This is a genomic window from Bacillus ndiopicus (assembly GCF_000612805.1).
Taxonomy (GTDB): Bacteria; Bacillota; Bacilli; order Bacillales_A; family Planococcaceae; genus Metasolibacillus; species Metasolibacillus ndiopicus.
In genome coordinates this window covers 84830-106171 of record NZ_HG964408.1, presented here as the reverse complement: position 1 = coordinate 106171, position 21342 = coordinate 84830, and the positions used below count along the sequence as shown (strand labels likewise).

Annotated in this window: 23 protein-coding genes; 6 read left to right on the top strand and 17 right to left on the bottom strand. The window is 38.3% G+C overall.

Features of this window, described 5'->3' with window-relative positions; all coding sequences use genetic code 11:
* Nucleotides 1-11: 11 nt before the first annotated feature.
* From TY13_RS15715 to TY13_RS15685, 8 genes are all read right to left on the bottom strand, one after another.
* Nucleotides 12-1097 (bottom strand): ABC transporter permease, encoded by a 1086-nt coding sequence (locus TY13_RS15715; RefSeq protein WP_042478046.1) that lies wholly within the window; start codon nucleotides 1095-1097, stop codon nucleotides 12-14.
* The gene (locus TY13_RS15710; protein WP_042478045.1) at nucleotides 1094-2299 is read right to left on the bottom strand and encodes an ABC transporter permease; all 1206 of its coding nucleotides are present in this window, start codon (nucleotides 2297-2299) and stop codon (nucleotides 1094-1096) included. Before TY13_RS15710 ends, TY13_RS15715 begins: the two co-directional genes overlap by 4 nt.
* Nucleotides 2300-2310: 11 nt before the next feature.
* Complete coding sequence (locus TY13_RS15705) at nucleotides 2311-3243, bottom strand: ABC transporter ATP-binding protein (RefSeq protein WP_042478043.1); 933 nt, start codon at nucleotides 3241-3243, stop codon at nucleotides 2311-2313.
* Between the two features lie 234 nt (nucleotides 3244-3477).
* Entirely contained in the window at nucleotides 3478-7083 is a 3606-nt protein-coding gene (locus TY13_RS20450) for an InlB B-repeat-containing protein (protein WP_081797020.1), read from the bottom strand.
* Between the two features lie 199 nt (nucleotides 7084-7282).
* Nucleotides 7283-7465, bottom strand: coding sequence for a hypothetical protein (locus tag TY13_RS20910; RefSeq protein WP_195891709.1), 183 nt, complete (start codon nucleotides 7463-7465; stop codon nucleotides 7283-7285).
* Between the two features lie 56 nt (nucleotides 7466-7521).
* Nucleotides 7522-8160, bottom strand: a complete 639-nt coding sequence (locus tag TY13_RS15695; protein ID WP_042478041.1) for a response regulator — start codon at nucleotides 8158-8160, stop codon at nucleotides 7522-7524.
* Entirely contained in the window at nucleotides 8160-9254 is a 1095-nt protein-coding gene (locus TY13_RS19925) for a sensor histidine kinase (protein WP_052344364.1), read from the bottom strand. The genes TY13_RS15695 and TY13_RS19925 overlap by 1 nt, the downstream gene beginning before the upstream one ends.
* Before the next feature lie 106 nt (nucleotides 9255-9360).
* Entirely contained in the window at nucleotides 9361-9876 is a 516-nt protein-coding gene (locus TY13_RS15685; protein WP_042478040.1) for a DUF2179 domain-containing protein, read from the bottom strand.
* Nucleotides 9877-10118: 242 nt separating this feature from the next.
* Between TY13_RS15685 and TY13_RS15680 the strand changes: the two genes are divergently transcribed.
* Together TY13_RS15680 and TY13_RS15675 are read left to right on the top strand one after the other, a co-directional pair.
* Nucleotides 10119-11537, top strand: a complete 1419-nt coding sequence (locus TY13_RS15680) for a SulP family inorganic anion transporter (RefSeq protein WP_042478039.1) — start codon at nucleotides 10119-10121, stop codon at nucleotides 11535-11537.
* A gap of 12 nt (nucleotides 11538-11549) precedes the next feature.
* Nucleotides 11550-11966 carry a universal stress protein gene (locus tag TY13_RS15675; RefSeq protein ID WP_042478038.1) on the top strand — a complete coding sequence of 139 codons (417 nt, stop codon included), beginning with the start codon at nucleotides 11550-11552 and terminating at the stop codon, nucleotides 11964-11966.
* Nucleotides 11967-12102: 136 nt separating this feature from the next.
* Here the strand turns inward: TY13_RS15675 and TY13_RS15670 are convergent, their stop codons facing one another.
* Entirely contained in the window at nucleotides 12103-12456 is a 354-nt protein-coding gene (locus tag TY13_RS15670) for a DUF4260 domain-containing protein (RefSeq protein ID WP_042478037.1), read from the bottom strand.
* Entirely contained in the window at nucleotides 12443-12883 is a 441-nt protein-coding gene (locus tag TY13_RS15665; RefSeq protein WP_042478035.1) for a MerR family transcriptional regulator, read from the bottom strand. Before TY13_RS15665 ends, TY13_RS15670 begins: the two co-directional genes overlap by 14 nt.
* A gap of 152 nt (nucleotides 12884-13035) precedes the next feature.
* Between TY13_RS15665 and TY13_RS15660 the strand changes: the two genes are divergently transcribed.
* From TY13_RS15660 to TY13_RS15650, 3 genes are all read left to right on the top strand, one after another.
* A complete protein-coding gene (locus TY13_RS15660; RefSeq protein WP_042478034.1) occupies nucleotides 13036-13674 on the top strand; it encodes a hypothetical protein in 639 nt (212 codons plus the stop codon).
* A gap of 63 nt (nucleotides 13675-13737) precedes the next feature.
* Nucleotides 13738-14430, top strand: a complete 693-nt coding sequence (locus tag TY13_RS15655; RefSeq protein ID WP_042478320.1) for an AIM24 family protein — start codon at nucleotides 13738-13740, stop codon at nucleotides 14428-14430.
* A 15-nt stretch (nucleotides 14431-14445) separates the two neighbouring features.
* Nucleotides 14446-15276 (top strand): class I SAM-dependent methyltransferase, encoded by an 831-nt coding sequence (locus tag TY13_RS15650; RefSeq protein WP_052344363.1) that lies wholly within the window; start codon nucleotides 14446-14448, stop codon nucleotides 15274-15276.
* A gap of 30 nt (nucleotides 15277-15306) precedes the next feature.
* Here the strand turns inward: TY13_RS15650 and TY13_RS15645 are convergent, their stop codons facing one another.
* The 6 genes from TY13_RS15645 to TY13_RS20905 form a co-directional block, all read right to left on the bottom strand.
* Entirely contained in the window at nucleotides 15307-15756 is a 450-nt protein-coding gene (locus TY13_RS15645) for an NUDIX hydrolase (RefSeq protein WP_042478032.1), read from the bottom strand.
* Between the two features lies 1 nt (nucleotide 15757).
* On the bottom strand, nucleotides 15758-16144 hold the full coding sequence (locus TY13_RS15640) for a hypothetical protein (RefSeq protein ID WP_042478031.1): 387 nt from the start codon (nucleotides 16142-16144) through the stop codon (nucleotides 15758-15760).
* Nucleotides 16141-16398 (bottom strand): hypothetical protein, encoded by a 258-nt coding sequence (locus tag TY13_RS15635; protein ID WP_230199460.1) that lies wholly within the window; start codon nucleotides 16396-16398, stop codon nucleotides 16141-16143. The genes TY13_RS15640 and TY13_RS15635 overlap by 4 nt, the downstream gene beginning before the upstream one ends.
* A gap of 196 nt (nucleotides 16399-16594) precedes the next feature.
* A complete protein-coding gene (abc-f, locus tag TY13_RS15630; RefSeq protein WP_042478028.1) occupies nucleotides 16595-18049 on the bottom strand; it encodes a ribosomal protection-like ABC-F family protein in 1455 nt (484 codons plus the stop codon).
* A gap of 115 nt (nucleotides 18050-18164) precedes the next feature.
* Nucleotides 18165-19949, bottom strand: coding sequence for a ribosomal protection-like ABC-F family protein (gene abc-f, locus TY13_RS15625; protein ID WP_042478026.1), 1785 nt, complete (start codon nucleotides 19947-19949; stop codon nucleotides 18165-18167).
* Nucleotides 19950-20049: 100 nt separating this feature from the next.
* The gene (locus TY13_RS20905; RefSeq protein ID WP_195891708.1) at nucleotides 20050-20190 is read right to left on the bottom strand and encodes an RAxF-45 family protein; all 141 of its coding nucleotides are present in this window, start codon (nucleotides 20188-20190) and stop codon (nucleotides 20050-20052) included.
* Nucleotides 20191-20491: 301 nt separating this feature from the next.
* On the opposite strand from TY13_RS20905, the gene TY13_RS15620 reads away from it, so the two are divergent.
* Entirely contained in the window at nucleotides 20492-20890 is a 399-nt protein-coding gene (locus TY13_RS15620) for a RidA family protein (protein ID WP_042478316.1), read from the top strand.
* Between the two features lie 67 nt (nucleotides 20891-20957).
* On the opposite strand, the gene panD is transcribed toward TY13_RS15620, so the two are convergent.
* Nucleotides 20958-21341 carry an aspartate 1-decarboxylase gene (gene panD / locus TY13_RS15615; protein ID WP_042478024.1) on the bottom strand — a complete coding sequence of 128 codons (384 nt, stop codon included), beginning with the start codon at nucleotides 21339-21341 and terminating at the stop codon, nucleotides 20958-20960.
* Nucleotide 21342: the final 1 nt, after the last annotated feature.

The window sequence follows — 21342 nt, the reverse complement described above, 5'->3', positions numbered from 1 at the left end:
GCAGCCTCTTTTCATGTATCTGCTTTTTTCTCCATTATATTGATGCCAATGCCCATCAAAACGACAGCCATAAATAGCAAAATACTAATAGGCTGTAGCAGCTCGTTCCATGTACTGCCGCCTTTCAATATTTCTAAGCCATATCTTATTGGCGAGATGTATGATAGCAAATAAATAAATGGTGAGCTGACTGCTTCAAGTAACCAGTATGCACCACCTAACATCGCAAAGGATATAGCAATTAACATAATCATTGTGTTAAATTGACTAATTGTATTGGTAATCGACGCAATAAAGATTGTCAACGCTACAACGCATAGCAAATATGGAATAATTAGAATCAATGTAAAAGTAAAGCTCCCATAAAAATCAACGTCCGCCACATAGCGAAAAATACTAAATATAAAAACTAGCTGCACATAGCTAATACAAAATGCATAAGCGAGATTAGCTGTGTAAGCTTGCCATTTACTAATACTCGATACAATTAATCGATTCCACACACCCATATTTCTTTCTGCTAAAATATAACTAACTCCTGACGCCGTGGTATAAATGACCATAAACAATGAGAACGAGAACAAGGTAGATAGCTGGCGATTATAAATTGGCGCTTCCTCCCACTTTGAGTTTTGATATTGTATATGGAAGGCTGGAGTTATTTGTGCTTGTGTGAAAATCTCTTTCACTTGAGCCTGTTGCGCTGGAAATGCTTGCAATAAAGCCGTTTGTTGAAGCCTATCATGATACACTATATTGAGCTCCTTTTGCAAAAGGGCAGAATCCATGAAATCATTTGCCACAACGAGCCTAAATTGCTCATCAAATAAAAAAATTGCAGCCTTTACTTCCCCCGCCTCAACAAGCTCTTGCGCCTTTTGTTCTGTATGCACTGAATAGTCGTAATAAGAAATTTTCTGTAATGCCTGTAGTGCTTGCGCTGTTTCCTGCTCATTTAGCAAGGAAGCTATTGCTATAGGCTCCTTTTGCTGATGCCCCATTAAATAGACAAATAAACAAATAACAACTGTTGAAATAATATAATTTATAGGATTTCTTAATAGTAATAAGCATTTTGTTTTAAAAATTGTAATCATGCAAGCCCTCCCTTTTTCGGGAAAATGCGAACAGCAGCAAAGAAGAAGGCAAGTGTTAATAATAGCAATGTCATTAAATACGGTGCTAGCTGAGCAAACGATGCACCCTGTTGTAGCAATAAATAGCTTTGTAATGCTGCGCCATTCGGTGTAAAATGTCCTAATTTAGCAAGCTTAGGTACTGCTAAGCTTAAATTAAAAAATGAGCCTCCAAGCAAGGCGAGAATCGACACAAAGACTGTATTAAATAAAGAAGATGCTTCATATGAATTATTGCGGTAATTGAGCGCCGAATAGAAAGCCGCCATACCCCCTACAGTCGTTGCGATACAGACAGTAGTTACAACATAGCCAAGCAAACCCTCAAACGCAACATCAAATACAATATGAACAATAGTGAATAAAATGAGCATTTGTAATGTTACTAATATAATAGTTGACAACAAAATCGTTAGTAAATATCGTACAGGTGGAATATTTGCTAGCACCATTCGATTAAAAATATGGCTCTCCTTTTCTGAAAGAGCCTGCCCTGCCATTATGCCAACCCAATATAGAACAAACATCACACTAAATCCAAAAGAATAGTAGGCACTCAGCATAACAGGTGGACGCTGGTTCACTGTCTCAATCGTCGAAGAAAATTCCCCTGTCGGTATAATTGAATTAGCTGTGATAAGTCCTTGCTGCACAAAAGCGCTATGCAATGTAAATTGGCGCTGATAGCTGTCCATAATATTTTGTACAATTAGTGGTGTAAATTCTCGTTTATCATTCAAGTAAATTTCAAGAGCTGGCGCTTCACCTTGCAAAAAAAGCGAGGTCAAATACTGCGCTGTAAAACCTTCTGGTATCACAACAATTGCGCTATAATCATTGGATTTTTTTGCTTCCTCTAATGATTGCGCCTCAATTGTTGTTACATTGATAAACTGCTGTAATTGCAATAACTCTTGCTTTAAATATGTAATCGGAAGTATGGCATTTTGCATTTCGCCAAATTCCTGTAGCGCAAGCTGTTCATCGTCCTGTTCTATTAAAGCAACTTGAGCTTGGACTGACACAGCGTCTTCTTCCATAAACGCTCCGAATGCAAAATTAATAATCATAATCATGATCAGAGGCATTCCTAGTAAAAGCTGTAGCTCCCCAGGGCTTCGCCAAATTAATGTGAGCTGCTTACGAATAAATGCTATAAACATCAATAGCCCCCCTAATCACGTAAAGCGCGACCTGTCAAATGCAAAAATACATCTTCCAATGTCGGCTCCTTCACATGAAAGCCTTTCAATACAATATTATGGGCCTCACATAACGGTAAAATCACCGATAAAAAATCGGTATTTTTCTCCACAGTAAAGGAGATTTGCGCCTCAGCTATTTGTATATTCGATAGCAATTTTAGTGTCGTTAGTGCTTCTACAAAGGATTTCGAATGCCGTTCGAGCTTGATTTCTATCGTTTTTTCTGAGGATAAAATCGCTTTAATTTCTTCCATTGTACCAGCAGCAATGATTTTGCCTTGATCCATAATATAGAGCCGGTCACATAAAAACTCGACCTCCTCCATATAGTGGCTTGTGTAAATAATCGCAGTCTTGTCCTCTTGATTTAGTTGCTTAATTGCTTGCAAAATATAGCTTCTGGATTGTGGGTCAATGCCTACAGTTGGCTCATCCATAATTAAATATGCTGGCTTATGCAATAATGCAGCACCAATATTGAGCCGCCTTCTCATCCCACTCGAATAATATTTGACAAGCTTTTTTCTGTCATCCTCTAAACCAACTTGCTTTAATACAGCATTAATTCGTCCCTGTAGTTCCCCTTTTGGTATTTTTTGAATCGTACCGAAAAATTGCAAATTTTCCCGCGCTGTCAAATCCTTATATAAGGCTACTTCCTGTGGGACAACACCTAATACATCACGAAGTAGCTTAGGATTGTTTATAACGCTTTGTTGCTGGAAAAGCACGTCCCCCGCTGTAGGCTGAATCAATGTAGAAATAAGTGCAATTGTTGTGGATTTTCCTGCCCCATTCGGCCCTAACAAGCCAACGATTTCCCCTGGCTCAATATATAAATTGACATTGTCTACAGCTTTTATGTTTTTAAAATTCTTCGTTAAGTTTACTACTTCAATCATTACGTTCCCCCCTGTCTAGTAGTATAACAAGCAATTAATGGCAAAACGACTAGCGCATGTCACAATTTATCATGACGGAGGTCATTTTTTATACAAACCCATTGGGTACATTTATTTATAAGGAATGAAATGGAGAAACAATAGCTCAAAAATTGTTTACTGAACAGTATATAAACGTGTTTTACACAACAAAAAAACTTGAAAGAAACATCCCTTCAAGTTTTTTGTTTCTTGCTATTTTTGCATGATTCGATATAAAAATGCTACAAACTGCGCTCTTGTTACTGGCTCATTTGGGCGGAAATTGCCGTTATCACCTAACGCAATCCCTTCACGCTCTAATGCTGCAATATAGCCTGCGCTCCAATGTTTGCTAGCAACATCTTTGAATGAGCTTGTGCCTTCTGGTGTCAGTCCAAGTACGCCCACAAGGACTTTCGCCAATTGCGCTCTTGTCATATTTTCTGTTGGATGGAATGCCCCATTCGAGCCATCTACAATGCCCGCCTGTTGTAGTGTCTTAATCGCTTCATAGTAACGGTGATTTTTCGGCACATCTGAGAAATCATCAGCGTTTCTTACTGTTTCGAGTGGAAAGGCTCTTGTGAGTAACACTGCTACATGCATACGGCTAATCGGTGAATTCGGACGGAAAGATCCATCTTCATATCCCTGAATAATACCAAGTGTCGCTAGTTCCTCAATCATTGCTTTTGCCCAATGTTTTTCTACATCTCTAAATATCACGTTTGGCTTTGCTGATTGCGGCTCTTGTGGTTGCTTCGGCTCTTCCACAGGCAATGCCGTCCATTTCGCATAAAGCGTACTATTTTCTCGCACAACCGTTTCCTCTGTCAACGGCTTTGTTAGTGCTTCATCTTGATACCAACCGTCAAAGCGATAACCTTCTCTCGTTGGGCTAGGTATATCACTTATTTTTGTGTTATAGGGTATTTCGATTGGTTTTAAAGCTGTTCCACCATTCGTCTGCAAGGTGATAGTCACTTTTGTTGGTGGTGAGTAGTCGTTGTCATTCGATACAGGTGGTGGATTACTGCCTCCGCCTGTTGCTGGTGGGTTTGCTCTCCACTCCGCATACAATGTCACATCTGCTTTCTTCATTGGGAATATTGCTTTTTCAGCATAGGATGTTCCTTTACCATCTACTTGCGTGTTCCAGCCTTTGAATGAATACCCTGTTCTGACAAGCTGACCGCTATTGCCTTGTACGGTTACATGGTCATTTTCTTCGTAGACTCCGTTGTCTTTTGGCACAGTACCACCTGTTGCGCCATTTTTATCGTAGGTCACTGTATAGGTTGGATTCGTTGTCCACTTCGCATACAAAGTGATGGCTGCTGTTACAATATCCGTTGCAAAATTCCATTCCTGTGTCAATGCTGTGTCTTTATACCACCCAACAAATGTATGCCCTTGTTTGCTTGGAGGAGTGGGTTCACTTGCCTGCGTATTGTACGGTACTTGTTGCGCTACGATGGCACTCCCACCATTTGCTTCAAAGGTTACAGGGTAGGTGTTCGCTGTCCACTGAGCATAGAATATTTGATTTTGTGCGCCCATTGTAAAATAGGCATTTTCAGCATACTCCTGTCCTTGGCCATCTGCTTGCGTATTCCAGCCTTTGAATGTATATCCTGTTCTGACAAGCTGACCGCTATTACCTTGTACGGTTACATGGTCATTTTCTTCGTAGACTCCGTTGTCTTTGGGCACAGTGCCACCTGTTGCGCCATTTTTATCGTAGATCACTGTATAGGTTGGGTTCGTTGTCCACTGGGCATAGAATGTCTGATTTTGTGCGCTCATTGTGAAAGAGGCATTTTCAGCATAGTCCTGCCCTTGACCATCTGCTTGTGTGTTCCATCCTGCAAATGTAAAACCTGTTTTTGCTAAGTTCCCACGATTTTGTACGGTTACAGTATCGCCTTGTTTATAAGTCATGTTATCCACAGGTCTATCACCTATTGCGCCATTTCTTTCGTACATCGCATGGTACGCAAACTCTGACTCATATGCCCCTAAATCTATGAAACTACCTTGCCTCCGTGGATTGCCTAAAAGGTCAGTTGCTTGTGTATTGAGCGCATTGTTTCCTGTATTAATCGCTGGCGACCCTGCTCGTAGTTGATAATCCTGCTGACTTGGGTCAATAAAAATATCTTCTGGTGTATACGTATCAGGTTGTATATCCGTTGTTGACCGATAAAATTTGGCTAGCACCTGCCCACCTGTATCTACATCCAATAAGCTATTTTCAATCATACCACTATAGTTAGTAAGTGCTCGTTTACCATCATTGCCTACGATAATACTATTTTGAATTTTACTGTTTGCCTCACCGCCGTAAATAGCGCTTGAGTTTCCGCTAATTGTAATATTTATTAGGGAGGGGCTACTTTTGTTATTGTAGATGCCACCGCTTAAGCTATCAGATGCGGTATTGCTACTGAACATCACATTTGTGAGCGTGGGACTACTATAATTGTTATTGAACATACCGCCCCCATAATCTGCGGTATTGCTAGCAAACGATACACCTGTTAGCGTGGGGCTACTATGATTGTCATTGTGCATACCGCCCCCATAATGTGCACTATTATTGCTAGCAAACATCACACCTGTTAGCATAGGGATACTACTATTAATATTATACATGCCGCCCCCATAATCTGCGGTATTGTTACTGAATGTTCCATTTGTAAGCGTAGGGCTACTATCAGTATTATACATGCCGCCTCCATAATCTGCGCTATTGCTAGCAAACGACACACCTGTTAGCGTGGGGTTACTACTAGTATTGTACATACCGCCCCCCCAAGAAGGTGCGCTATTGCGATTAAACGTCACATTTGTGAGCGTGGGACTACTACTGTTATTGAACATACCGCCTCCATAATCTGCGGTATTGCGATCAAACGTCACATTTGTGAGAGAGGGGCTACTAATAAAATTGAACATACCGCCCCCACCAGAAGGTGCGCTATTGCGATCAAACGACACATCTGTTAGCGTAGGGCTACTACTAGTATTGAGCATGCCGCCTCCAGAACTTGCAGTATTGCTACTGAATATCACATTCTTGAGCGTGGGGCTACTATTTTCATTATACATGCCTCCTCCAGAACGTGCAGTATTGCTACTGAATATCACATTCGTGAGCGTAGGGCTATTATTTTCATTGAACATACCGCCTCCACTCCAATGTAGATTATTTCCAATATTTGCATTTCCCCCTGTAATGGTTACACCATCTAAAAGAGCTGTAGCATTTAAATTCAAGCCATCTGGATGATAAAAGACATGATAAGCATTATCTGAGTTATTACCTGCTACATCAATATCACCGCTTAAAGTCGTTTCATACATCTGCCAATCGCGCTCGGTTCCATTACCACTAAACCCTCCATAAATCGCAACATTATTTTGCATTTGGAAGGTCTTAGTACGATTGTCCGTTACGTCAATTTGTTTTGTTGATGTATACGTCCCTTGTGCTAACCAAATTTCTACAGATGTTGCTCCTGCTGTTAATTTAATGGATGCTTCGTCAAGTGCTGACTGTAAATCGCCAAAGGCATTTGTCCAACTTGTGCCATTTCCACTTGCTCCTTGTTTGACATAAATCACCGCACTATCCGCTGTCGTTGCCTGTTGCGTGATGGTTGCACTATCTGCGGAAGTCGTTGACATTTGTGCGACTACAGGGCTTATTGTATTATCCCTATCTATCGCCATTGCCGGTAGATTACCAAACAGCGTTTGCATAAACAAGACCATTATCGCTATCCATGCGAGTTTTCGCTTTGCTTTTCGTTGCATATTTGTTACTCCTTTCGATTGATTTTGTTTTCACATGGAGAAAGTATACAGAGCAAAGGTTAAAGTTAGGTTAAAAAATAAAAAATTTTGGAAAAATAATTATTGAAGGTTATGCGAGGGTAACATAAAAAAATCGTGCCAATTCTCAGGTTGATTGGCACGACTCATTTCAAGCTTCTATTATTTTCATTTTTCTTTTTTATAAAAACCATGAAACGATTGTCAATATGAAGAAGATGATAGGTGTAAACCCAACATACTGCCAAGCATTTTCTACGCCAAAGAAATAGGCTGTAACGGGTATAGATGCAATGGCACTAATGAGCATATGAACCCATGAGAACCTGTCCACTGCAAAAACAAAGGCAAAAATGGCAAGCAAACCTGAAGCACTCCAAAGTAATAGTATGTATATTACTCCTTTTCCTTCATCATATATTAAACGAATCCATTACGCACCGCATAAATCGCCAGCTGCGTACGGTCTCTTAGCTGTAATTCAGTTAAAATATGTGTAATATGATTTTTTACTGTACCAACGGATAAAAATAAGGCTGCGGCAATTTCTTTGTTCGTCTTCCCTTCACCAACCAATTTCGCAATTTCTAGCTCTCTTTCGGTTAAAGTTGTAGGCGGCTGTTCTTGCTTGATTGATTGTCGCAATAGCTTTGGCACTAATTTTGCCGCCACATCTTCCTGCAGTACCATACCACCCGCTAATACGCTGTGGATGCTTGTGATTAATTTTTTCGGCTCAGACGATTTAACTAAAAAGCCATTGGCCCCGTCCTTTAATGTTTGGTACGCGTACTCCTCATCATCAAATGTCGTTAATATTAATATTTTCATCATCGGAAAACGACTGCGGATTTGCCTCGTCGCTTCAACACCATTCATTTCAGGCATGCGAATATCCATTAAAACTAAATCGATAGACTGCTGCTCTAATAAAGTAAGTGCCTCTATTCCATTGCTCGCCTCGGCTGCAATTGACAATGTTTCATCTTGCTCAATAATCATCTTCAAGCCATTGCGTACAATTGCCTGATCCTCCACAAGTAAAATGCGTGTTTTCATTATGTATCCTCCTTAACTGGTAATGCCCCCTCGACAACAAAATACTGTGTTTTTTGATAAATATGTATTGTGCCACCTGCTTGTTGAATTCGCTCCTTCATATTATCTAGCCCAAAGCCATAAACAATTGGCGTTTGCTTCAGCAGTTTATTTTTCACTGTAAATTGAATTTGTGCTAATGGATTAATAGCAAGCAATATTTCTACTTCCTTAAAATCACTATGCTTCATCGCGTTTGTCAAAGATTCCTGTAGTATTCGGTAAAGTACAATGCTTTGTTGATTGGATATCGGCACGGATAGTACTCCTTTTTCAACTGTAAAACGAATATGTAAACGACTTTCGATTTCAAGCTTGCGTATTAGCTGTAAAACAGATTGTATTCCATATACTTCACTCGCCTTTAATTGTCGCACTGCATATCTTGTTTCCTCAAGGCTTGCTCTTGCAAGGCGCTTTATTTCCTCGACTGCTGCATGGTCTTGCTGCATTGACAACATTTCTGCATGCATCAGCAATGCCGTTAGCTGATGACCAACTGAATCATGCATATCACGCGCGATATTCGTACGCTCCTCCGTGCGTACAAGCTGCTCCTGCGTGGCCTGTGCACGCTTCAATAAACGATATTGCCCGAGTAGCTCATCATATAAGACCTGCTTTTCGCTAGTAGCTTGCACATAATTGCGTAATAAAAATGCGCTACCCATGCTTATTACTACTAATAACGCTCCGTACAAAGGCAATTTTTGCATAGCGACAAGCGCTATTAATCCAAGCAGTGAGATACTTAGCAAGCCTACATATGATTTTATCTTTAACGATAGCGCACTATCAATGAAAAAATAAGCGATTATTGGCAATGCGTATGTAATATCTAATGATAAAAATGCACTGCTAAACAACAATAAAATGCTGAAGCCATAGCACAGTACCCTCCCTCTTTTCAAAAGAGGAATAAAGAAATAAAAAGCCAGTACCCCTGCACTTATAAAAAAAGCAGTCGATAATGTAGCATTTGTTAGTTTTGTGTGAGCAAGAAATAATGTAACTAGAAGCAATAAAGCACTAATACGCCATGTAAAATAAGGCATTACTATATTCCTTTCTGTATGTAATAATCTATAGCAAATAATACCATATATTCTATTAACAAAATACAAAAGCTGTCTCAAAATTACTTTTCAGACAGCTCCTTCACTATTTCTGTTTCATACGTGCTACTAAAAAACCACCTTTAAAGGATTTTGGCTCATATGAAATAATAAAGGCATTGGGCTCAAATTGCTCAACGATTTTGAACAGCTCCCCTTCACGATTGCGCTTCGTTAAAATTTCATACTTATAACGCTCGCTATCTCGCCCTTCGCCGACATAAATTGTTACGGCAAAGCCTGCATTTCTCAAAAAATCAACAAGCTCGTTATTTTTCTTTTGTGTATTGATTGTTGCATAAACGTAGCCAATCGCCAATTTTCTCTCAATCTTTGCGCCAAGGAAAATTCCTAAACCAAAGCCTACAGCATAAACAACCATCGCTAAAATACTTTGATCTCCATTAAAAACTAAAGAAAGCCCGAAGACATAAATTAACATTTCAATCATACCTAAAATAGCCGCTAGAAAAGTTACATTTTTCACTAAAAATATTGTACGCAATGTTAAAAACGGCACGTAAATTAGTTGTAAAATAATAATCAAAACTATATTGTTCATATTTTCAACCCTTTCATTAGGAAACTTTCTGCTATTGTATGGAGGATTGAGAAGAAAGTCAATTTCTTCTCCTCATCACAGGCTAAAGTACCTTTTCGCTCATTAACCAAACAAATTCGCCCATTCAAACGCTAGTTTCGCCCGTTAAACATACAATTTCGCTCATTAAATTTATAACTGCTAGAAAATCTATAATTATGATATGATGTTAGGCGTACTTATTACTAGAAAGGAGCTGCACTATGCAAATTGTAAAGCAGCAATGGTTCGGCAATATACGCGCAGATATTTTATCAGGCGTTGTTGTTGCACTTGCGCTAATACCTGAGGCGATTGCCTTTTCAATTATGGCAGGGGTTGACCCAATGGTAGGTTTGTATGCCTCGTTCACGATTGCAACAGTTATTGCCTTTGTCGGTGGACGCCCAGCGATGATTTCTGCTGCGACTGGGGCGATGGCGATTGTTGTTGTTGATTTAGTCGCAGATTATGGCTTGCAATATTTACTTGCTGCAACGATTTTAACAGGGATTATCCAAATTTTATTTGGCGTTTTTGGGATTGCTAAGCTGATGCGCTTTATTCCAAACGCGGTGATGATAGGCTTCGTTAATTCTTTAGCCATATTAGTATTTATGGCGCAGCTTCCTCATTTTATTGGTGGCAATAGCATGACCTACTTATTTTTATTTATAACGATTGGACTTGTTTATTTTATTCCAAAGTTTTTCAAGATGATTCCTGCACCTTTAATTGCTGTTATATTGCTAACAGCCGCAGCATTTATTTTTCATATTGATTTAAAAACGGTTGGAGATTTGGGCGCAGTCCCAACAAGCTTGCCTACTTTTTTATTGCCTGATATTCCATTAACATGGGAAACATTGCTAATTATTTTACCTTATTCATTAGCACTTGCTGTTGTTGGTTTATTAGAATCGCTGTTAACTGCACAAATTTTAGATGATATGACTGACTCAAAATCGAATAAAAATATGGAGGCGCGCGGGCAAGGGATTGCTAATATCATCAACGGCTTTTTCGGTGGTATGGCAGGCTGTGCGATGATTGGTCAGTCAATGATCAATGTGAAGTCTGGTGGACGTGGACGTTTATCGACACTTGTCGCTGGTGTTTTCCTTATATTTTTAATCGTTGTGCTTGGCGATGTTGTCGTCGATATTCCGATGCCTGTGCTTGCAGGTATTATGGTTATGGTAGCTATATCAGCCTTTGATTGGGGCTCATTAAAATATACGATAACTGCGCCAAAGGGAGAAGTTTTCGTGATGCTAATAACCATTGCTATCGTACTTTACACAGGTAATTTAGCAATTGGTGTTGTAACAGGCATTGTGATTAGTGCCCTGTTTTTTGTAGCGAAAATTTCAAAGGTTAATATTACACGTAATGATGCTACATATATAATAGAAGGACCACTATTTTTCGCATCCACAAAAGCCTTTGTCGACAAGCTAGAGCTTGCAGAGGAACCCCATATTACCATTGATTTGACGAGTAGCCACCTTTGGGACGAATCAAGTGTTGGCGCACTTGTAAAGGTTGTCAGTAAGTTAGAAGAAAAAGGACAAACTGTTACGGTTATCGGTATGAACCCTGCTAGTCAGGCGCTTTATCAAAAATTGACAAGTTTCTCATAAGGGGGATTTTTTATGTATCAGCATATTCTTTTAGCAGCAGATGGCTCAGAAAATGCATTGCGTGCAGCACAGGAGGCTGTGAAAATTGCACAGCTCACAGCAAACTCGGTAGTCGATATTGTTTACGTTGTAAGCTTTGACAACGCAAAAGCTGAAAGATTGCATAGCTCACCTGACAGCCTTTTATTAGAACGTCGCCGAAAAGTAGCAGCAATCGAACAGCTTCTAAAAGAGCACAACATCGCATACAAAATCACTATATTAAAAGGTGAACCAGCCCCTGAAATTATTCAATATGCAAAAGAAAATCATGTTGATTTAGTTATTATTGGGAGCCGCGGCTTAAATGGTTTACAGGAAATGGTGCTAGGCAGTGTCAGCCACAAGGTGATAAAGCGTGTTCATTGCCCTGCGTTGATTGTGAAATAGTTAGGCTATCCGAAATTTTCGAACAGCCATTACTTCTATAATAAGTACCCACTAAAAACTGTGCTCCTGCGGTAGTCACAATAAAAAAGGGGGCATCCCAAAATAGCTTTTCGGACGCCCCCCTCCTTGCTAATTACTAGACAATTTTTTGTATATGTGTTTCTTTGAATCCTGTTGTATATTTCAAGCCATAGCCTAAAGCTCGATCCATAAAAATATGAGCTAGCCAAATCATTGCAATAGGAAGTAAAAACGCCATGTTTGCTAGCAATGCAATTGTTAATAAAACAGCAGGTAAAATAAAACTATGTCCAATATTATATATGATTGCACCAATTCGCTCATCTACTATATAACCAACCATACATATGTCTGGTATAAGTAAGCAAAAAAAGAACCATAGTACAGAAAAATCAAGATATATGTATAGCATGAACAGCATAATAAAACTAATCCCGTACTCCCATTTAATCCAGCTACGTAATGTCATCAAACAGTCCCCCTCCCTCTATTTTGAGATACATTTCCTCAATTGTTTTATCAATTTTGATTTTATTTGACTCATACTTCCCTTCCTGCACTAAGCCTTCTGCCATTTTTAATGCCCGTAAAGCCAGTGTCAAAAAAGCAAGCTGTTTTTCAACGGTATTAATTTTTTTTACAAATAAATTATTTGAAGCTTGATTACATGCCTCACTCATTGGTCGCTCATCTAAAGTCAGCAATAATTTGATTTCTTGTAATGAAAAGCCGATTTGTTTCATCACTTGAATGAATTTAATACTTCTTTCACAGGACGGATCATAAAAACGATAACCATTATCTAAACGCTGCGGACTCAATAATCCCTCTTTTTCATAAAATCGAATGGTATCTTGTGAAATATGATATTTTGTAGCAAATTGTTTAATTAACATGATGATTCCCCCTTTCCATTTACACTATCATTGGACTATACTCCAAGGTCAAATGTTTTTTGAAATTTCTCACCCAATTATTCGTATACACAAAGAGTGTGTCATAAAATATGCCATTAAGATGCTTTAATGGCATTGAAAGGATGGATATTATGCAAGCATTTTTACATACCTACCAATGGATACTGTTTATAGGTGCAGAAATCATCTCCATTGGCGCATCTTTACTATTTGGTATTACAAGATATTTTTTCAACAAACGGACAATTAGTAAAGGATTCATTCTATTGTTTATACTTGCAACTGTTTTTGAAGCAGCAATTGCTTGGATAATTTATGATTACACAGGAGAAATTTCTAGCTTTACAATACTTACTACACTATTTGTTGTTTACACAATCATTTTTGGACTAAATGATTTTAGAAAATTAGATAGGTGGATGCGTATGAAAATTGGAAATTATCGAGGCATAAATTTACTAACACCGAAAGAATATCAAATAATCAAAAGTGAGAGAAATTCTCATTACAAAAAGCGAAGAAATATTACTATGACAACGATTCATGTGCTATTTTTTATTATCGCACAAATTCTTTTCTGGATGATGGGCACAGAATCCCTCTCTCAATTTGGGTATTATTTTTCAACAATAGGCGAATGGTTGACATCTGGTCAATTCGAAAATTCCCCTTACCCAAGTGAATTTTTATATCAGATTTCCATGGTATGGGTAATCGTTGTTGTTGTAGACATATTGTATTGTTCAAGCTATTTATTAAAAAAATCGTAATCTATTTTTGAAACTTCTCATAAGATTTCTACGTATATGTTAAAAACGAGAGGACGTGTCATGATGAGCAAATATTCAATTTCGGAATTTATTAAACAAACGGAACAAGTGGATCGTGGAGAGGGCTTTTTTGAGCTAGAGACACCGCGTATGTTAGAGGTCAATTTAGACAACCTTGTTTGGGCGAAGGCAGGCTCAATGGTCGCTTACAATGGACAAATTAAATTTGAGCGTGAAGGTATTTTAGAGCATGGGCTTGGTTCATTATTTAAAAAGGCTCTTACAGGCGAAGGTGCTTCATTAATGAAAGCAACAGGTCGAGGCAAGCTTTATTTAGCAGACAGCGGTAAGAAAATTATTATTTTGCATTTACAAAATGAAGCGATTTATGTGAATGGCAATGATTTACTCGCTTTCGAGCCAACAATTAAGCATGAAATTAAATTAATGAGAAAAGTAGCAGGTATGATGGCTGGCGGCTTATTTAATATTCGCTGTGAAGGTACAGGACTTGTGGCAATTACAACACATTATGAGCCACTAACTTTACGCGTCACACCAGGCAACCCTGTCATTACAGACCCAAATGCAACAGTTGCATGGTCGGGTAATTTACAGCCCGAATTTCAAACGGATATTTCCTTTAAAACATTCCTTGGACGTGGCAGTGGTGAATCATTCCAAATGCGCTTTGAGGGGGATGGTTTCGTTATTGTTCAACCGTATGAGGAAGTATATATGCAGGCTCAAAGCTAAAAAAGAGGTGCATTTATGATAGGTGATTTACTACAAGCGATGGGTATGTCAGCATCAACTTACCCTATTCAAGAAATTCAAACTGTGCATCGCTTAAAATTAATTGATTTTTGGGAAATTCCTAAAGGTGCAAAAGTATTGGAAATAGGCTGTGGGCAAGGCGATACCCTTGCTGCACTTGCCTATACTGTTGGTCCTACAGGCTTTGTACACGGTGTAGATATTGCTGATGAGCATTACGGTGCACCCGAAACACTAGGACAGGCTAGAGAACGCCTTTTACAAAGTGATTTGGGGCAGCAATTAAGGATTGATTTTAATATGGATATATTAAATGAATCTGTGACATTTCAAGACAAGCAATTTGATTACATCGTGTTATCACACTGTATTTGGTATTTTTCTAGCTATGATGAGCTTGCAAAAGTATTAAAACGCATCAAACATTGGGGCCAATACCTTTGTTTAGCTGAATGGAATCCTTGTATTGAACTTGCTGAGCAAATTCCTCATTTCACAGCGGTGTCGATTCAAGCGATTATCGAAAGCTTTAAATTAAGCAGCGAATCGAATGTACGCACGATGTTTTACCCAAAAAATATCGAAAAAGCCCTTATTGCAAGTGGCTGGATAATTGATAAAAAAGGTACTATCTATTCACCTCAATTGCAAGATGGTGAATGGGAGGTTGATGCTGTTATCTCACTTTATCCTCATGAGCTACAGCAATTATCACAAATGCCTACAAAGTTGAAGCAGCTATTACTTACACAAATTGAGGCACTGCAAGATGTGAGTGAAATAAAGCCGATGTCCGCTTTTTGTTTAAGGGCAAAGGCTAAATAATCAACAAAAGACATGAAATCTACTTGGATTTCATGTCTTTCGTAAATAATCTATTAGGATGGGCTGGTCTGCTGGATTTAACTTAACTGGCAGTTGATCTAGTGGAAAAAATCGTACTTCCAAAGCCTCTTCCTCATCGTGCTTTAATTCACCAATAAAATTTCTGCATTCAAACGCTGTGACAACTAAGTAGACTTCATCACCATGTGGATATTGATAGTAGAAATCTTCGCCTGAATATGTTTTGAGCAAAGTAAGCTGTTGCGCTTTCAAACCAGTTTCCTCTAGCATCTCCCGATATGCAACTTGCTCTAAAGATTCTCCCAGCTCCATTGAACCACCAATTAATCCCCAGCAGCTGTTATCTTTACGATACTGCATAAGAATTTCATTGTACTCATTTAGAATGATAACACAAGCACCAACCATAATAAGCGGACGACTTCCAACTACTTTTCGTAATTCTTTAATATATCCCAATTTATCTCATCCCCAATAGATAGTTCATATCAAACGGCACAAGCTCACCATTAATGTAAACTGTAAAAGTTCTGTCCTCTACCTTTACTTTAGGTATTTTATAAATATACATTTTGCGTTCATCCGAATTGGATGTACTTTCTGTTAAAATTAGTGACCTATTAAAATCTGGATCCTCCTCATATGCCATCTCAACATCTTTTGTTGAATAATAAACAACATATTGTCCTTCTTTAGTTGATACCATTTGTAAAGTCAAATCAGGTGCTATTACTTCTGCTATTTTTTTCGGTGCTTTTTCTAAAACTACAGCTGTTTCACTAGCATTTTCTTGGCAGCCTGCTACAAAAACAATTGCTACTAGCATTAAAAATATAAGTTTTTTCATTCTACCTGCCTCCTACATTTTTTCTTGACAAATTTTATAACTACAAGCTGCGGAATGATATTTAAAATACCAATTAATATTAAAAATTTATTTGCTGTCAAAGGCTTAAAATAGCCATCCCAACGTACATTTTCTGCCATCGTACCTATAAAAAAATACGAAACTACAAGTGATACTATGTTACCAATAAAGATAATACTTATATGACTATACTTCTTGCTTAGCCCCGCAAATAACGCAGTTGCAACAATCATGAACAAGTATCCAAGCATTGAACGATTAGAGAAATCCTGGTACATTGAAAAATATGCAAAAGGAAAGCAATACACGCATACAATGAAAATAATTATTCCAATTCCCTTCATATTATTCCCCATATTTCCATCTTTATTATAGCACATACCAAAAAGATGGAATGAAAAACCAATTTCATTCCATCTTTCTCTTTTATTATTTTAATATCAATTTATGCTCTGCTAAATGATAATGCACTGTCGCCGTCTGCTTTAGAAAAGCTTGGTCATGCGACACAATGAGTACTGTGCCTTGGTATCCTAAAATAAAGCGCTCCAATGCTTCCATTAATGTAATATCTAAAAAATTCGTCGGTTCATCAAGTAACAACATATTGTAATCACCGACAAACAATAAAGCAAGCTGTAGGCGCATTGCCTCTCCACCACTTAAATCACAAACACTTTTTCGTAAATCGTTTTGTGTAAAATGCATGGCAGCTAATACTTTTCTTAAAAAACCTTCATCATAAGCTGATTGTGATTTCATAAATTGTAGCAATGTTTGTGATTCAACAAATTGATAGCTCATTTGCTTGAAATAGCCTATTTTCACTTTTGGTGATATTTCAATGCCCTCTGCCCCTTCTACTATCGCCTTAAGCAATGTACTTTTGCCACAGCCATTTGTTCCAGTTATAGCGATTTTCTGCCCTTGGCGGAATTGAAATGAGACACGCTCTAAAAGTAGCTTATCACCAGCCATTAGCGTAAAATCATTTGCTAAAATTGGCACCTTATTATGCAATTCGGTGATTGCTTGGTGTGCAAAGTGAAATGTTCGCTCTGCTTTTGGCTTCTCTACAGCTTGCAGTTGTTGTACACGTTCCTCCATCGCCTTTGCCGCCCTATGCAGGCCCTTTTGTCCTGTAGCCTTTGATTTTGTTTCAACCATACGATTCGGCTTGGATTTTGCTTCTTTGCGTGACATGTTTTTCGCCTGTGCCATTTGCTCAGCACGCTTCATTTTATCTGCAGCAGCTGCCTCTAGTCGCCCTTTTTCCTTAATATAGGCGTCATGTGCCTGCTGTTGCTGCTGACGCTCTAATTCCTTTTGCTCTTTATATGTGCTGTAATTACCTGCATATACGTGTACCTCTCCGTCCTTCACTTCCCAAATGGTATCAACAACAGCATCTAGCAACATACGGTCATGGCTGACAATTACGAGCGTCCCATAGTAATAAGTCAACTCATCGATTAAAAATTGAATACCTTCTCTGTCCAAATGCGATGTTGGCTCATCTAATAAATAGCAAGGGGCGTATGTTGACAAAAGTTCAGCAAGCTTCAATTTTGTCTGCTCCCCGCCGCTTAAGTGAGCATGCTGCTCTTTAATGTTTAGTTTGCCTTGTAAAGCATAATCAATATCATTCGTTACTTGTAAATCAATTTGATCCATATAAAAGGCGTCGACAAAGCTTTTCACTTGACCTGTTGTTGGGGGAATTTTCCCAGCCAATAGCTTGAGCAATGTACTTTTTCCTACACCATTTTCCCCAACAATACCGATCCGTTCTAACTGATGCACTGCTAAATAAGGGATATTTAAAATTTCTTTATCAAAATAACTATGTGTTAATTGTTGTATTTCAAATTGCATTTGTTCCATCTGACACTACCTCCGAAAAAAAGAATATTTTCCGTATCGATAGTGACTATCGATACGAGCTTTTTACAACTCGTATCGACTTATAAAAATAGCAACCACATATGGATTTCACCTCCTATTCCTCTAGTAGCCATTGTTCATACAGTGCCTCTAGCTGTTGCTCCAATTTAGCGCGCTGAATCGCAGCAAGTGTTGGTTCTTTTAGTTTTATTTCTAGTTTTTCAATTTGCTCCAAAGTAGAAAGCTCTTTTTTGCGTTGTACTTTCTCTACAGGCGCTTTTTCAATTACTTGGTAGGCTGTTGTACGTTTTTCCTTTGCCCACTCATAATCTCCTTCATATACAGTTAGTTGTTGATGTTCAATCCATGCTATTTTTGTAAATAGTTTTTGCAGAAAATAGCGGTCATGTGAGACAGCGACAATTGTACCTTCAAAGGATTCTAATGTATCTTCTAGCACTTCGCGCGATTCAATATCAAGATGATTCGTCGGCTCATCCAATAGTAATAAATTAATTTGCTGGTGCATTAGCTGTGCAAGACGTAAACGCATTTTCTCGCCACCGCTTAAATTTTTTATTTTTTTGAAAACATCATAGCCGTAAAATAAAAATTGGGCTAATATATGCCTTGCTTCCGCCTCTGATACAGCAACACTTGAACGAAAAACATCTACGACACGCATCTCCGTATTGCTATAATCAAATTGCTGTGAAAGGTAGCCGATTTTGACATTACTTCCAAGCTGACATATACCTTGCTGTGGTACTACCTCACCCGTCGCCATTTTTAACAAAGTCGACTTACCACAGCCATTTTGGCCTACAATCGCCAATCTATCTTGAAAATAAACGGCCAAATGAATATCAGTAAATAATGTGCGTCCATAGCTATGCGTAATGTTGTCATAAGATAGTACTTCCTTGCCACTACGCTCCGACATCGCTAAAGATAAATTCATTTTTTTCATGCTTATCGGTTTTTTCACACGCTCTATACGTGCTAATGCCTTTTCCATGCTTTTTGCTCGACGATGCAATCCATCATTTGGTGGGTTTGCTTCATTTGCCCATTGCTTTAGACGTTTAATTGTTTCCTGCATTTTTTTTATTTTTTTCTGTTGTTCCTCATATTGTGCAAACTGCTGTTCAATTTTTTCCTGCTTTTGCTGAACAAAAGCATCATAGTTGCCATGATAAATAAACGCCTCCCCATCTTCTATCTCAACTATTTTATGTGCCATCTGATTCATAAATTGTCGATCATGCGATACTGCAATGACAATGCCTTCAAAGCTTTCTACATAGTTTTCAAGCCATTCAATAGCTTGCATATCTAGATGGTTAGTTGGCTCATCTAATAATAGAATAGAAGGACTCTGCAATAACATTTGCCCTAGCATTACTTTTGTTTTTTCGCCACCACTTAATGCTTCAAATGGCTGCTTTAAAAAAGAAGCAATACCTAGGCCATTTGCAATTGCTACTAGTTGTGAATCTGTTTCATAGCCTCCCTGCTGGATAAACTGCTCCTGCATTTGCCCATATTGCTGTAAAAGCTTTGTAGAAACCTCCCCGTCCTGCATTTGTTGTTCAATGTGCTCCATCTTTGCTTTCAGCTCAAAAATAGAGGCAAAGGCTTGTTCTAATACGGCTCTTACTGTATATGTCGGATAGCTTGGTATTTGATGTAAATAGCCGATGGTTGCATTTTTACTTTTAATTATACGCCCCTCATCCGGTGTATCTTCACCAGCTAATAGGCGTAGCAACGTCGTTTTACCACAGCCATTTGGACCAACAATGGCGATATGCTCCTTTGCATTAACTTCCAATTGTAGTCCATTAAAAATTTCATTACTTCCGATTGTTTTCATAATACTCTCTGCTTTTATTTGCATCGTGATTCCTCCATCAACGTGCGAAAAAGCATTTTTACACAACAAAAAAAGACTGCACATTAACATGCAATCTTTTCCTAAACATTGTGAAAAAGAATGGTTAATCCGCTACGTTACGTATTTTGATTTGCTTAAAAAAGGGCAGACTTATCCCGTTAGGCGCAAAATCAAAAGTAATTACACGTGCAAAGTACATCGCAGTATCCACTTTTACACCTGTCATCATAGCGTTTTGAATCATTCTTTTTCACCTCCGTTCGATTAGAATTACATTTAGTCTAGCATATATTAATTCTTTATGGAAGAAATATTACGTTAATTAGACAATATAATCTTTGTTTTCATTTCACTAAACTTTTGGTATGATTTATTTATTACTTTAATCATTTATTAAGGAGGGTATCCATGTTATGAAGAAAAAGATGCTGGCGTTTTTATCATGCGGATATGGATATTCAACTGCTGTTTTTTTCTAAAAAAAAGTTTTAAGGGTGAATTGTGCCCAATTTTAGGAAATCCAGCAGCAAAATAATGATGAGGTGATTAAAATGAGTAAAATTATTAGAACAAATCCAGCAGCAATGCCAAAGCCAGTTGGAAATTACACACACATAACAAAGATTCCTAGAAACGCAGAGTTATTTGTATTATCAGGACAGATCGGCACTGATTTAGATGGCGATTTGCCTATAACGTTAAATGAGCAAGTATGTAATACCTTTCATAATATCCAAACCGCTCTGAAATCAGAGAATTTAAATACTTCAAATATTATAAAAGTAAATGTTTGGGCGACAGAGCCAATTCATTGGGATTATTTTTATGAAGAATGGGATTCCTTTTTCAAAACAGAATATCCAGCAATGACAATTGGCTATCTATCTGCACTTGGTCTTCCAGAAATAAAAATCGAAATTGAAATTTGGGCAGCCAAGCCATAATAATAAAACAAGAGGTATGAGCTTTATGCTCATACCTCTTTTATCTTGATTCAATTTCTCGCAATACCTACATCACCGTTGCTTCTGGCTCGTAGCTAATCATTTGCTTGATTGTGTTGTTTTCTCCCATAATTGCCACAGTTGGTTTATGGTCGCGTGCTTCGTTGGCATCAACGTAGACGTACGAAATAATAATCACGATATCGCCTTTTTGTACAAGGCGCGCTGCCGCACCATTGACACAAATAACGCCACTACCACGCTCACCTGCGATAATATACGTTTCAAAGCGTGCGCCATTATTGTTATTAACGATATGCACTTTTTCGTTTGGTAACATGCCCACTGCATCTAAAATATCTTCATCAATTGTAATAGAGCCAACATAGTTTAAATCTGCCTGTGTCACTTGTGCGCGGTGGATTTTACTATTCATCATCATGCGAAACATT

Coding starts and splice junctions, on each gene's coding strand:
- TY13_RS15715 (WP_042478046.1), bottom strand. CDS start 1,097: ATGATTACAATTTTTAAAACAAAATGCTTATTACTATTAAGAAATCCT.
- TY13_RS15710 (WP_042478045.1), bottom strand. CDS start 2,299: ATGTTTATAGCATTTATTCGTAAGCAGCTCACATTAATTTGGCGAAGC.
- TY13_RS15705 (WP_042478043.1), bottom strand. CDS start 3,243: ATGATTGAAGTAGTAAACTTAACGAAGAATTTTAAAAACATAAAAGCT.
- TY13_RS20450 (WP_081797020.1), bottom strand. CDS start 7,083: ATGCAACGAAAAGCAAAGCGAAAACTCGCATGGATAGCGATAATGGTC.
- TY13_RS15695 (WP_042478041.1), bottom strand. CDS start 8,160: ATGAAAACACGCATTTTACTTGTGGAGGATCAGGCAATTGTACGCAAT.
- TY13_RS19925 (WP_052344364.1), bottom strand. CDS start 9,254: ATGCCTTATTTTACATGGCGTATTAGTGCTTTATTGCTTCTAGTTACA.
- TY13_RS15685 (WP_042478040.1), bottom strand. CDS start 9,876: ATGAACAATATAGTTTTGATTATTATTTTACAACTAATTTACGTGCCG.
- TY13_RS15680 (WP_042478039.1), top strand. CDS start 10,119: ATGCAAATTGTAAAGCAGCAATGGTTCGGCAATATACGCGCAGATATT.
- TY13_RS15675 (WP_042478038.1), top strand. CDS start 11,550: ATGTATCAGCATATTCTTTTAGCAGCAGATGGCTCAGAAAATGCATTG.
- TY13_RS15670 (WP_042478037.1), bottom strand. CDS start 12,456: ATGACATTACGTAGCTGGATTAAATGGGAGTACGGGATTAGTTTTATT.
- TY13_RS15665 (WP_042478035.1), bottom strand. CDS start 12,883: ATGTTAATTAAACAATTTGCTACAAAATATCATATTTCACAAGATACC.
- TY13_RS15660 (WP_042478034.1), top strand. CDS start 13,036: ATGCAAGCATTTTTACATACCTACCAATGGATACTGTTTATAGGTGCA.
- TY13_RS15655 (WP_042478320.1), top strand. CDS start 13,738: ATGAGCAAATATTCAATTTCGGAATTTATTAAACAAACGGAACAAGTG.
- TY13_RS15650 (WP_052344363.1), top strand. CDS start 14,446: ATGATAGGTGATTTACTACAAGCGATGGGTATGTCAGCATCAACTTAC.
- TY13_RS15640 (WP_042478031.1), bottom strand. CDS start 16,144: ATGAAAAAACTTATATTTTTAATGCTAGTAGCAATTGTTTTTGTAGCA.
- TY13_RS15635 (WP_230199460.1), bottom strand. CDS start 16,398: ATGATTGTTGCAACTGCGTTATTTGCGGGGCTAAGCAAGAAGTATAGT.
- abc-f (WP_042478028.1), bottom strand. CDS start 18,049: ATGGAACAAATGCAATTTGAAATACAACAATTAACACATAGTTATTTT.
- abc-f (WP_042478026.1), bottom strand. CDS start 19,949: ATGCAAATAAAAGCAGAGAGTATTATGAAAACAATCGGAAGTAATGAA.
- TY13_RS20905 (WP_195891708.1), bottom strand. CDS start 20,190: ATGATTCAAAACGCTATGATGACAGGTGTAAAAGTGGATACTGCGATG.
- panD (WP_042478024.1), bottom strand. CDS start 21,341: ATGTTTCGCATGATGATGAATAGTAAAATCCACCGCGCACAAGTGACA.